The following is a 13,199-nucleotide window of genomic DNA, read 5'->3' as shown; positions in this document are numbered from 1 at the left end:
AACATACTTGTTGGCGACAAAGTAGTTGATGGCCTGGACATCACCTGCGGCAATCGCCTCACTGACCATCTGGGTTGCCTTCGCCTCCGCCTCGGCTTCACGTTCCCGCGCTTCCGCGTCCCTGAAAGCAGATTCACGACGTCCTTCCGCTTCAAGTATGAGCGACTGTTTTTCGCCTTCCGCTTTCAGAATTTCGGACTGTCGCTTTCCTTCAGCTTCCAGGATCGATGCGCGTTTTTCACGCTCGGCCTTCATCTGCCGGGCCATGGCGTCGACAAGGTCGCGCGGCGGATTGATGTCCTTGATCTCGATGCGGGTGATCTTGATGCCCCATGGTTCCGCGGCCGCATCAACAACGCGCAGGATCTGGGCGTTGATCTCGTCACGGTTGGACAGAAGATTATCCAGATCCATCGATCCCATCACAGACCGGATGTTGGTCATCGTCAGGTTCAAAATCGCGTTCTGGAGCCCAAGCACTTCGTAAGAGGCGCGCGCTGCATCCAGCACCTGGTAAAAGGTAACACCATCTGCCGTGACAGTTGCGTTGTCCCGCGTGATGACTTCCTGGGAAGGTACATCGAGCACTTGCTCCATCATGTTCAGCTTATGGCCGACACGATCGACAAACGGCACAATGAAGTTCAGGCCCGGCGCCAGTGTTTTCCGATATCTGCCAAACCGTTCGATGGTGTAATTGTACCCTTGGGGTACGGTCTTTACCCCGGCAAAGAAAATAAGAATGACCAGCACGACCAGGCCGATCAAGAAAATATCAAATCCCGCAAGTGGCATGAATGTCTCCCATAATTTTTTGGGTCTGCCTTGATAGATGCGGCACTATGCGCTGTTTCAAAAGACTGATCCAGCGCAATTGGCATTTCAAAAGAATTGTGCCCGGTCTTCGATGGAAAACCGGGCGCATTGTAAATCAGCCCGATGAAACATGAGGTGCCTCAGGATTGTTTACGAGGATCTTCCGGCGGCATGCTTAAAATTTTTCGGTGCCGGCTATAGCCAGCCCCCCAGTTCCCGGCGAACGATATGAGCGAGAACATCCATGCCGAGTTCGCTGTCATTCAGACACGGTATATGACTGAATTTCTCGCCGCCGTTTTCTTCAAAAATCTCTCCGGCCTCTCCAGCGATTTCTTCCAAGGTCTCCAGGCAATCGGCAACAAAGCCGGGATTCATGACAGCAACGTTTTTGATACCGTCCTTCGCAAGCTGCTCGACGGTCTTGTCGGTATAGGGTTGCAGCCATTCCTCCGGGCCGAACCTGGACTGAAAGGTTACCCGCAGTTTCTCCTTATCCCAGCCAAGCACGTCGCGCATCAAGCGCGTGGTCTTCATGCAATGGCAGTGATAAGGGTCGCCTTTCTTGAAATAGGATTGCGGAATACCGTGATAGGAAGTCAGCACTACGTCGGGCTCAAAATCGAGACTTTCCAGATGCTGCTCGACCGATTTTGCCAGCGCACTCACGTAGACGGGATCGTCATGATAGGGCGGAACGGTGCGAATAGCGGGTTGCCAGCGCATCTCAAGGAGTGTTTTGCAGACGACATCGTTGACCGTTGCCGTCGTCGTCGCCGAGTATTGCGGATAGAGAGGAAAGACAAGGATTCGGTCGCAGCCGTCTTCCTTCAGGGCTTTCAGCTTTTCCGGGATGGAAGGTTGCCCATAGCGCATGGCCCAGTCGATCTTCAGTCTGCCATTGTCATCACCGAGCACATCCGCAAGCCGTTCTGACTGGTTGCGCGTAATTGTCCGCAACGGCGACTCGTTCTGCTCGTGATTCCAGATTTCCTCATAGGCTTTGCCCGACTTTCCCGGACGGGTCATCAATACGATACCGTAAAGGATTGGGTACCAGATCGCTCTTGGCCATTCGATTACGCGCTTGTCGGACAGAAACTCTCTAAGATATCGGCGCATCGGCCAATAGTCAGTCGCATCCGGGGTCCCCAGATTGACCAGAAGAACACCGACTTTTCCGCTTTTCACCGAGGGATGTCCCTCCGGCAACTTAACGCTGCTGAACTCAGCTGCCTTTTCGGTGGCAAGAGGCGCGGTCGTGTGAACGGTCATGTGCGGGTCCGGTCCTTGAGTGTTCTTCTTCTGCCGCACTACATAGGCCATGCTGTCGCCAAGGCCAATGCGGCATTATCCATACGCTCAAGAATTCCGGCAGATCACCCGCCCGTGCACGTGTTTTATCCATATTCCCGTTCGTCCGCGATGACCTTGCCGTCGTTTGGCAACGCACCCGGGTCGACAAGTTCCACATCACCCTTGAGACGCGTGACGTCGCGCAAGGTCGTGGCAACACGGTCCAGCAAGCCGTTTTCCCTTACATCGGTTTCCACCGTCAGGGTCATGGCATCTGCCTCACCTTGCCGGCTGACGGCGAGACGTGCCTTGGAGACTTCGGGATGCGCGGCAACGATCTGCGCTATCTGCGCCGGATCGATGAACATGCCCTTTACCTTGGTGCGCTGGTCCGCCCGGCCCATCCACCCGGCGAGACGCATGTTGGTGCGTCCACAGGGAGACTGGCCCGGAATGATTTTGGAAAGATCGCCGGTGGCGAAGCGGATCAACGGATAAAGGCTGTTGAAATTTGTGACAACCAGTTCCCCGACTTCCCCGTCTGCAACAGGTTCAACGGTACCAGGCCTGACGATCTCAACTATGTAATCTTCATTGACGACCAGACCTTCCCGGGCCTCGGTCTCATATGCAATCACTCCCAGGTCAGCCGTGGCATAACACTGACCGACCTGAATCCCCTGATTTTCATACTCTTCGCGAAGGGACGGGAACAAGGCGCCGCCGGAAACCAGGGCTTTCTTGATGGAGGAGATATCACGACCTTGCTCCCGCCCCCGGTCCAGGAGGACTTTAAGATAGTCCGGTGTTCCCACGAACCCGGAAGGTTTGAGGACTTCAATCGCCTCGACCTGCGTATCCGTGTTGCCGACACCTGCCGGAAAAACGGTACATCCAAGAGCGATCGCACCCTGGTCTAGAATGAAACCGCCCGGTGTCAGGTGGTAGGAAAATGCATTCAGAACAACATCACCTTTGCGGAATCCGGCAGCAAAAAGACTGCGGGCACCGTTCCACGGATCGAGACCGGGAGCCTGGGGTTCCCAGATCGGCCCGGGAGACATGAACACACGAGCAGCTTCTGAAAGATCTCCCGCCAAATAACCGCCAAAGGGCGGGGTGGTCTTTTGCTTTTGCAGCAGGTCGGCTTTTCTGAGAACAGGCAAACCGGAAAGCGCTGCGCGATCCGTTACACCCGCAAGATCCTGACCAACCAGATGTTCCGCCCAGGCCGTCGACTTCGTGGTTGCGTGCACCAGCAATTCCGGCAATTTGGCAAAAAGGTCCTGTTCGCGCTGAACGGGGTCTTGCCGTTCGCGCGTGTCAAACTGAATGTCGCTCATGGTCGTCTCCGCCCTTTTTGGCCCTCAGGCCAGCCAGCGCTTCCTTCGCTTGTAGTGTTTGACGTTCCGGAACGACCGGCGTCCCTCGCCGCCCACGCCCAGATAGAATTCTTTGACGTCCTCGTTTTCGCGCAGAGCCTTGGCATCGCCGTCCAAAACGATGCGGCCGGATTCGAGGATGTAGCCGTAAGTCGCGTATCTCAGCGCAACGTTGGTGTTCTGTTCAGCAAGCAAGAAGGAAACTCCTTCTTTTTCGTTGAGCTGGCGGACAATTTCGAAAATCTCTTCCACAAGCTGAGGCGCAAGCCCCATGCTGGGTTCGTCAAGCAGGATCATTTTCGGCCGGCTCATCAGCGCGCGCCCAATGGCGCACATCTGCTGCTCTCCACCGGATGTGTAACCTGCCTGGCTCTGGCGTCGCTCTCGCAGGCGCGGGAAATAATTGTAGACCATTTCCAGGTCGGCTTTCACCGCACCATGGCCGTCCTTGCGGGTATAGGCACCCGTCAGCAAATTCTCTTCAATCGACAGGTGTCCGAAACAATGCCTGCCTTCCATGACCTGAATGCATCCGCGGCGAACCAGATCGTTCGGGGAGAGCGCCTGAACCTCTTCATCATCGAACAGGATCTTGCCCTTGGTCACCTCGCCGCGTTCCGCGCCGAGCAGATTGGATACCGCCTTCAGCGTGGTCGTCTTGCCGGCGCCATTTGCTCCTAGCAAGGCCACGATCCCGCCTTTGGGAACCGTCAGTGAAACCCCTTTCAATACCAGAATCACATGATCATATATGACCTCGATATTGTTGACCGAAAGGATCGTTTCCGCTGCGTCCGCTGCGCTGTCCGAACCGGTTTGTTCTACATCCAGTAATGCCATTCCATACTCTCCTGAGAGGCTCCACCGCGCAATGCGCGATGGAGCGGACTGCCTGTCAGTTCGGGCAGGGTTCGGTGCGCTTCGGCCACGGCGCGTTTTTCTCGGCATATTCCGCAGCTGCCTGTTCCAGCAGTGGGCGGACGAGGTCGGTCATCGGCTCAATCCAGCCTGATGCCTGTTGCCATTTCTTGCCGTTCCATTCCTGAATGAACACAGGATTGCTGCCGGCATGGTCCTCACAGGTGACCTTCATCGGATGCGCAAAGCCTTCCAGGCCCAGTTCCTTCAAACGGGCTTCGTCAAGGTTCAGTGCTTCCAGGCCCATGCGCATGTCTTCACCGGTAATCACTTTCTTGCCGGTCAATTCCTGCGCGGTGCGGATGCCTTCTGCAATGATCACGGAATTGAGAACACCGCGGTTATAGAGCGTGCCACCGATGGTTTCCGCATCAGTTGAGGACAGGCCCGCACCGACAACATATTTCTCGATGTCGTCAAGCGCCGGGAAGTCACGACCGACACCGGAGAAATTCATCGCCTTGTAGCCTTTGGCACCTTCGCCGCCAGCAGCCGCATCATCATCACCGGCAGACCACCAAACACCGATGAACTTTTCCATCGGATAGCGAATTTTCACGGCTTCCTTGATGGCAGTCGGGTTCATCGCACCCCAGCCCCACATGACCATGTAGTCGGGACGGTCGCGGCGCACATTCAGCCACTGCGACGACTGATTCTGCATTTCCTTGACACCGACCGGATACTGAAGAAGTTCAAAGCCATACTTTTCGGCCAGCTGCTCCAGAAGAGGGATGGGCTCGCGGCCATAACCGGCATCCAGGAAGATGTAGCCGATCTTTTTGCCCTTCAGGTTCTCAAGACCGCCTTCCTGCTCACCGATATATTTGATGACCACGGAAGCACCGTCCCAATAGGTGTCCGGCACGTTGAAGACCCACGGGAAAGTAGTGCCGTCAGCTGCTGCCGACAGGCCGTAACCCATGGACAGGACCGGAATCTTGTCGACGCCGGCCTTTGGGATCAACTGCAATGTGATGCCGGTGGAATACGGATTGTAGACCAGGGCACCCTTGCCCTTGGTTGCTTCGTAGCACTCAACACCTTTCTGGGCGTTGTAGCCGGTTTCGCACTCTTCCAGTTCCAGCTTGACACCGCCGATGCCGCCGTCGCGCTCGTTCAACATTTTCAGGTAATCATGCATGCCGTTGGCGATGTGAATTCCCGAAGCCGCGAACGGACCGGTACGATAGGTCAGCAGCGGAACATAGTTGCTGTCCTGGGCCTGGGCAGCCGGTGTCATCGCACCGGACAAACCAACCCCAAGCGCAACAGCGGTTCCCAACGCAAATTGCTTGAAGTTCATCATATTCTCCTCCCATGCGGCCCCGGACCATCCGGTACCGCCAGACCAATTGCGCCATTCCTCCCCGGATCGGTCCATGTTCCGGTTGGCGGGTAGGAAGGGCCGGACGTCCTAATAGGGGAACGGCCAGACCCTGAGCTTTTGTTTCCCGATCTGCCAGAGCCGTGCAAACCCGTGCGGTTCGACAATCAGGAAGAAGATGATCAATGCCCCGACGATCATGAACGTGACATGCTCAACGGTTTCTGCGGCGACATCGATGCCGAGCGTACCCGGAATGAACTTCAGGAACACCGGCAGGATCCAGATGAATGCCGCCCCCATGAATGCTCCGCCAAGACTGCCCAGACCGCCAAGGATCACCATGAACAGGATCTGGAAGGACAGGGAGATCGAATAGGAAGACGGCTCGGCTGCATTCAGCCAGAAGAACACCATCATCGCACCGGCGACACCGCAGATATAGGACGACACAGCAAAAGCCATCAGCTTGGTTTGCAGCGGGCGGATACCCATCAGTTCCGCAGCGATGTCCATGTCGCGGATCATCATCCAGGAGCGCCCGATCCGTCCCCGCAAGACATTTGCCATCAGATAGGCAATCGCCACGGTGATGCAGAGCACGATGAAGTATCGGACGATCGGCGTTGCTTCGGCACCCGAGACGACAACGCCAAAGGCTTCCCGATGCGGCACTTCAATCGCGCCGGAAGCATTGTAGTTGTAAAGCCACGGAATACGGATGAAGCACCATTCCAGAAAGAACTGCGCCGCCAGCGTCGTAACGGCAAGATAAAGCCCTTTGATGCGAAGGCTCGGCAGACCGAACACCGCGCCGATGGCAGCGGAAAAGATCCCCGACAAAAGCACCATGACGATAACATTGGCGTCCGGAAAGATCGTTGTCAGCTTATAGGCCGCGTAGGCACCGACGCCCATGAACGCCCCGGTACCAAGAGACAGCTGCCCACAAAAACCCGTCAGTACGTTCAATCCGATCGCCGCCAGCGAAAACACCAGAAACGGGATCATGATGGAGGTCAGAAAGAAGTCATTGGCAAAGGCCGGAATAGCAACAAAGGCGATGAGCAGAATGACAGTCAGTCCGACCCGGTCCTGCAGGATCGGCATAAGCGCCTGATCCGCCTTGTAGCTCGTCTTGAATTGGCCAGCTTCGCGATAAAACATGGATTAGACCCTTAAATCCGCTCGATGATACGTTCGCCGAAGAGACCTTGCGGCCGGAACAGCAGGAAGATCAGGGCGATGATATAGGCGAGCCACGACTCGATGCCGCCACCAACCAGACCACCCCAGTAGAGTTCGCCGATCTTTTCGCCGAAGCCGATGATAAGTCCGCCGACGATTGCCCCCGGGATGGAGGTGAACCCACCGAGGATCAGCACCGGCAACGCCTTGAAGGCAACGATTTCCAGCGCAAATGACACGTCGGAGCGCGCGCCCCACATGATCCCGGTTGCCAGCGCGACAAGACCTGCCGCGAACCAGACAATCGCCCAGATCTGGTTGAGGGATATCCCGACCGACAGAGCCGCCTGATGATCATCTGCCACTGCGCGCAGCGCCCGGCCGATACGGGTCTTGTTGAAGAAGATCCCGAGTGCCGTTACCATGATCACGGCAATCACCGCAGCCGCAATGTCGATATGCTGCAGGATGATCAACCCGCGTTCACCCATCTCAATTGCGGTTGAGCCGGTTGGAAGACCGAGCTGTTCGGTGATCATCTGCTTCGGCTCACCACCGAAAACGAACTCGCCGAAGCCGATCAGGAAATAGGTCAGGCCGATTGTTGCCATCAGAAGGATGATGTCCGGCTGGTTGACGAGCGGACGCATGACGACCCGCTCAACCCCGTAGGCCAGTACCCCCATCGCCACGATGGTCAGCGCAAGCGCCAGATAGGCCGGTATTCCGTTTTCGTTGAGGCCGACCAGCGTCAAACCGGCAAACACCACCATGATGCCTTGCGCGAAGTTGAAAACGCCGGAGGCCTTGAAGATCAGCACAAAACCCAACGCAATCAGAGCGTAAAGGATCCCGGCCACGAAACCTTCCCACAGAACCTGAAGGAAGAAATCCGGCATGTCGTACATCTGCACGAAGGGATCGATGAAAATGTCGTAGAGCATAATCTGTTTTCCCCTAGTGGCTCACACCGAGATAAGCGTCGATCACGGCCTGGCTGGCCTGCACCTCTTCGGGCGGACCGTCCGCAATTTTCTTGCCGTAATCGAGCACAACCACGCGGTCGGAGAGATCCATGACAACGCCCATGTCGTGTTCGATCAACGCAATCGTCGTGCCGAACTCCTGGTTCACATCCACAATGAACCGGCTCATGTCTTCTTTTTCTTCCAGGTTCATGCCCGCCATCGGTTCATCCAGCAGAAGCAGTTCCGGCTCCATGGCCAGCGCCCGGCCAAGTTCCACACGCTTCTGCAGGCCGTAGGGCAACCGTCCGACCGGTGTCTTGCGGATCGCCTGAATTTCCAGGAAGTCGATGATGTCTTCCACTTTCCGGCGGTGCTCAATCTCTTCGTTCTCCGCCGGTCCGCGCCATAGGACCTGCCAGAAGAAATTGCGATGCATTTTCAACGACCTGCCGGACATGATGTTGTCCAGTGTGGTCATGCCCTTGAACAGCGCCACATTCTGGAACGTCCTGGCGATGCCTTGGCTGGCGGCTTCGTAGGGTTTCATCTTGCGGCGGACCTTGCCGCGCCAGGTGATGGTTCCTTCCTGCGGGTGATAAAAGCCGTTGATGACGTTCAGCATGGAGGTCTTGCCGGCGCCGTTTGGACCGATGATGGCCCGGATCTCTCCCTTCAGAATGTCGAAGGAGATGTCGGTTATCGCTTTCACGCCGCCAAAGGACAGCGACACGTTGTCGACCCTCAATAGCTCTTCACGCTCGGCTGGTTCCAACTCTCCTGCGGGAGCAAGCGTCTTGTCGGTTACAAAGGCGTTCATTCGGCTGCCTCCTGAATGCCCTTGTCGGTGTCGTAGGTGGTCATGTCACGGATTTCGACCGTTGCTTCAATCGCGCCCTTGCGGCCGTCCTCGAAGGTCACTTCGGTGCGCACATGTTTCGTGGTCGAACCGTCATAAAGTGCCTCGATCAGAGGTTCGTAGCGCTCGGCGATGAAAGAACGCCGGACCTTTTGCGTCCGGGTCAGTTCACCGTCATCCGCGTCCAGTTCCTTGTGCAGGATCAGGAAACGTTTGATCTGCGCACCCGCCATCATCGGCTCCTGCGCCAGGTCCTTGTTGACCTGATCAACATGGCTCTCGATCATCGAATAGACGTCCGGATTGGCGGCAAGTTCCTGATACGACGCATAATTGACATTGTTGCGCTCTGCCCAGGAACCGACGGCTGTCAGATCGATATTGATGAACACCGCCGCCATGTCCCGTTCATGACCGAAGGCCACCGCCTCCTTGATGTTCGGGAAGAACTTGAGCTTGTTCTCAATATATTTCGGCGCGAAAAGCGCTCCACCGTTGAGTTTGCCGACATCCTTCGCCCGATCGATGATCTTCAGGTGGCCGTTATCGGCAATGATCCCGGCATCACCGGTATGCACCCAGCCATCCGGCGTCTTGGTTTTCTCGGTTGCCTCGTCGTTCTTGAAATAGCCGACAAAAACCCCTGGCGAACGGTACATGACTTCGCCGTTCTCCTCGATCTTCAACTCGACATCCGGAGCCGGCTTGCCGACAGTGTCGCCAAAGATCTCGCCATCGGGCTGCAGCGTGATGTAGACGCTGGCTTCGGTCTGGCCGTAAAGCTGTTTAAGGTTCAGTCCGAGCGAGCGGTAGAACTGGAAGATCTCCGGTCCGATAGCCTCGCCCGCCGTATAACCGACCTTCATCCGGGTCAGACCCATGCGGTTTTTCAAAGGACCGTAAACACACAACTCGCCAAGGCGATAAAGCAGGCGATCCTTGAAGCCGACATCCTCACCGTTCAGGATTTTCTCGCCGACATTCCGCGCGACATCCATGAAAGCATCGAACATGCGGCGCTTGAATTTTCCCGCATCTTCCATGCGCACCATGATCTGAGTCAGCATGTTTTCAAAAACGCGCGGCGGAGCAAAGAAATAGGTCGGTGCGATTTCCAACCGGTCGACGTCAATCGTATCCATGCTTTCCGGGCAGTTGACGCAGTATCCTGCGGTGAATGCCTGTGCGAGCGAGAACACATGGTCGCCGATCCAAGCCATCGGCAGATAGGCGAGCACTTCCTCGGTCTCGTCGAGCTTGTCGAAGGCGTTGCCGTTTCGGGCCGAAATCACCAGGTTGTCGAACGAGAGCATCACCCCCTTGGGACGTCCCGTCGTACCGGATGTATATAGCATGACGGCAATGTCGGAGCCTGTGCCACCGGAAAATCCCTCAGCCCATTTGCCTGCCAGCGCCCCGTCTTTCGCGACAAGGGCGTGCCCCTTGTCCTGTACCGAGGCGTAATCATGCAAATGGGTGTGATCGTAGTCCCGCAGCCCACGCGCTTCATCATAGATGATATCAGTCAGGCTCGGCACTTCGTCCGACATCGACAAAAGCTTGTCGACTTGCTCCTGGTCTTCCACTACTGCAAATTTAACTTCCGCATGGCCGAGAACGAAGGCCATCTCTTCAGCGACGCTGTCGGAGTAGACCGGCACCGGAACGGCACCAACCGCCTGACAGGCAACCATAGCCCAGTAAAGCCGCGGTCGGTTGGCCCCGACGATGGCAACCTTATCTCCAGCTCCGAGCCCGAGACTTTGCAAACCAATGGAAAAAGCGCGGATTTCTTCACACACCTCGGACCAGGTCCAGCTTTGCCAGATCCCGAAATCCTTTTCCCGGAACGCGGTCCGGGATCCGAAAACCTTCGCGTTGTGCAAAAGAATTTTCGGAAAGGTGTCCTCCCCACGCGGCGAAGCGCTGGCCGACCCTACCATGTATCGTTTCTTCCCCTAAAGCACCCTGCGTCCGAAGGAACGCATGCTTAGATGCTCTAATCTCTTTCTGTGCGATCAGCTTTTTTTGAGCGTTTCCGTGAGATCACGTGCGGCCCGGCCGATCTGGAAGGCGCCCCAGTTTCAAGGGGTCGTTCTTTCATTGGATATGAAACTCTCTGCCGCCCGAACCTTCAACCGTTAATTTGTAAAAGGCCAAACACCATCCCCGTCTCAAACCCGATAAATTGAAAGCTAGTTCAGGGGATTTGCAGCAATATGTGTCAAACATGTCGAAATGTTTCATTCGCGCTGCAGGTGCGAAAGAATGGCGCATCTGAAGCAAGAAAAAGATGTTCTTTTGACGTAATGATTGCGCCTATCTGATTATGAGATTGCCTGAGCAACAGGAGGTAAGTGAGGTGTGCAGATGCAGGTTGCGCTTCTGCATCGGCGTTTCCCCAGTCGCAACAATACTGCCAATCTCAGGAAAGCGAAGAAAAACAACCAACTAGGCCGTGTGGACGGCTTGGTTTCGGACGCGGCGTGTGTTGCAATTGAATCCTGAGCAGGAGGGAAGCGAAGCCCGTATTGATATACGAGCGAGCTTTCCGACACCCTCAAGACTCAAATGCACCGCGTCCTAGGTCAAGAAACGGCGGCGGTTGTTCAGCAATATTTGCTTAGCAAACCGAACATCTTGTTACTATGTGACCTTTACATCCCAAACGAATTCTTCTTGGTGAGATTTTTCGCATTGAGCTTGATCCAATCCCGATTTTTCAGGTTTCTGGAGACCAGTGCTAAACAACCTCGGCCAGTGAAGCACGGTTCAATCCAAGTTCCACAATTTTTAGTGCAACGTCTGTATGTGTCATTTGCGTTGTATTCAAGAAGTCTAGTTCCGACTGAGCCATGTGAAATAAGGCACGAGGAAAATAGCTGGTACTTGGGGTCATCCCCGGAACGAGATTGGCTTCAAGGAAATGAGGTATTCCGGATGCATCGAGTTTGATATCGATTCTACCGAAATCACGCGCGCCGAGTACGGTAAAAATTCTGTCTGCGAATTGAATTAACTCTCCATTGAGAGGCTCTGAAACCTGGGAAAGCGATTCTTCGTTTTTTAATTTGGCTTCATACCCAAGCACTCGATCTCCCTTGCAATTCTTAGGGGGTGAGATTTGCAGCGGCACAATGAAACGCAGCTGTCTCTGTGGATCATCCAGAACCGCAACAGTGTATTCCCGTCCGGAAAGTTCTTCTTCAACAAGCACGCCATCCCCGAACAACCTGAATACTTCATCGACTTTATTCCGATAGCTTTCGAAGTCTCGGACGATTGAATTTTCGTCGATTCCATTTCCGTTTGCCGCGTCGAGGGGTTTCACAAACAACGGCAAAGGTACGGGAAGATCAGCCTCTTCACTGTATTGCCCAGGGAGCGTTATGAAAAACTTTGCTGTTGCGATCCCTGAGTTTTGCAGAAGAGTTTTCGCTTTGCTCTTGTTAGAGTCGAATTCAAGGTGCTCTCGATCTGATCCGGTAAAATTAACACCTTTGCCGGCAAAGAATTCCGAAAACCATGTTTTGATTGCCGTGTCTGGATCCTGAAAGTACTTGCAACATAATACAACCAAATCAGGTGATTCATGTAAAACCCCGTTGAGAGACTCCTTGGTGGTCACTTCGTGAAAAGTTACGTCTTGATATTTTGTTCGTATCGCCCGGTACATAGCGGTGCATGTTTCAATTGACCCGAAACCGGTCTCTTTCAAGCCATCGGTTTTCGAAGTGACAATCGCGATACGTCCTGGAGATTTGAGTTTGCTGATATCGTCGTGCTGTCGAGTTTCCTTCGTCGTGACTATGGTCATGACTGCACGACTTTCCTGACGTTTTTATCTCGATCATGATCGCACATAAAGCTCACCGGCACCTGTGGATTTTTCATGTAGATCTTCCTTTTTATCGTTGGGAATGGTGTCGTTGATTGTCCAAGGTATGGCTTCCGTGCAAATGTCAATTGCGAACGCAAACAGAGCCATCTTTGCTGAACGGTCGGTCACACTCCCAGTCGTTACCAAAGAAGTTCAAATGTGCGTTTTCAGGCAATGATATTGGTACACAGGCATCAGAGACGGCTTTGTAGCCTCGCTCGCACTTCCAGCCGTCATCATAGGTATTTCCGGTAAGGTATGCGTGCTCCGGAAGTTTGATCGGAACGCATTTATCGCGAGATTGGATGTAACCACGATTGCATTCCCACCCGTTGCCGTAACTTGCATGGGTAAGGTGTGCGTTTTCAGGCGCAAATTGCTCAACACATTGATCTTCTTGAGCGCGGAAGGGAATTTCGCATTCCCAGTCGTCACCGTGCGGAGTCAGAAAAGCATTTTGGGGTACGATTACAGGAGCACACGATTTTCTGAGTGTATTACGGAATCCCCTTTCACAGTTCCAACCCGATCCAGAGGCGTCAAGATATGCATTTTCAGGGACAACGAT

11 protein-coding genes are annotated in these 13,199 nt (G+C 54.7%); all 11 read right to left on the bottom strand.

Going from position 1 to position 13,199, the window contains the following annotated elements; all coding sequences use genetic code 11:
- A partial coding sequence (locus K5905_RS13105) for an SPFH domain-containing protein (RefSeq protein WP_297584523.1) occupies positions 1-795 on the bottom strand: 795 nt, incomplete at its 3' end.
- Positions 796-1,011: 216 nt separating this feature from the next.
- Positions 1,012-2,091: a ferrochelatase gene (hemH, locus tag K5905_RS13100; protein WP_297584522.1), complete on the bottom strand. Its 1,080-nt coding sequence runs from the start codon at positions 2,089-2,091 to the stop codon at positions 1,012-1,014.
- Between the two features lie 125 nt (positions 2,092-2,216).
- The gene (locus K5905_RS13095; protein WP_297584521.1) at positions 2,217-3,455 is read right to left on the bottom strand and encodes a phenylacetate--CoA ligase family protein; all 1,239 of its coding nucleotides are present in this window, start codon (positions 3,453-3,455) and stop codon (positions 2,217-2,219) included.
- A gap of 24 nt (positions 3,456-3,479) precedes the next feature.
- Positions 3,480-4,334: an ABC transporter ATP-binding protein gene (locus K5905_RS13090; protein WP_297584520.1), complete on the bottom strand. Its 855-nt coding sequence runs from the start codon at positions 4,332-4,334 to the stop codon at positions 3,480-3,482.
- Positions 4,335-4,389: 55 nt separating this feature from the next.
- Positions 4,390-5,718, bottom strand: a complete 1,329-nt coding sequence (locus K5905_RS13085) for an ABC transporter substrate-binding protein (RefSeq protein WP_297584519.1) — start codon at positions 5,716-5,718, stop codon at positions 4,390-4,392.
- A gap of 111 nt (positions 5,719-5,829) precedes the next feature.
- Complete coding sequence (locus K5905_RS13080; RefSeq protein WP_297584518.1) at positions 5,830-6,906, bottom strand: branched-chain amino acid ABC transporter permease; 1,077 nt, start codon at positions 6,904-6,906, stop codon at positions 5,830-5,832.
- Positions 6,907-6,917: 11 nt separating this feature from the next.
- A complete protein-coding gene (locus K5905_RS13075) occupies positions 6,918-7,871 on the bottom strand; it encodes a branched-chain amino acid ABC transporter permease (RefSeq protein ID WP_297584517.1) in 954 nt (317 codons plus the stop codon).
- A gap of 13 nt (positions 7,872-7,884) precedes the next feature.
- On the bottom strand, positions 7,885-8,712 hold the full coding sequence (locus K5905_RS13070; RefSeq protein ID WP_297584516.1) for an ABC transporter ATP-binding protein: 828 nt from the start codon (positions 8,710-8,712) through the stop codon (positions 7,885-7,887).
- On the bottom strand, positions 8,709-10,694 hold the full coding sequence (locus tag K5905_RS13065) for a long-chain fatty acid--CoA ligase (protein ID WP_297584514.1): 1,986 nt from the start codon (positions 10,692-10,694) through the stop codon (positions 8,709-8,711). The genes K5905_RS13070 and K5905_RS13065 overlap by 4 nt, the downstream gene beginning before the upstream one ends.
- Before the next feature lie 800 nt (positions 10,695-11,494).
- Positions 11,495-12,568 (bottom strand): hypothetical protein, encoded by a 1,074-nt coding sequence (locus K5905_RS13060; RefSeq protein ID WP_297584513.1) that lies wholly within the window; start codon positions 12,566-12,568, stop codon positions 11,495-11,497.
- A gap of 145 nt (positions 12,569-12,713) precedes the next feature.
- The coding region (locus K5905_RS13055; protein ID WP_297584511.1) for a hypothetical protein at positions 12,714-13,199 on the bottom strand (486 nt) is incomplete at its 5' end.

Source organism: Roseibium sp. (assembly GCF_025698965.1).
In the GTDB taxonomy this organism is placed as follows: domain Bacteria; phylum Pseudomonadota; class Alphaproteobacteria; order Rhizobiales; family Stappiaceae; genus Roseibium.
Note: the sequence above shows the minus strand (reverse complement) of the source record. Positions and strands in the feature narration are given on the sequence as shown.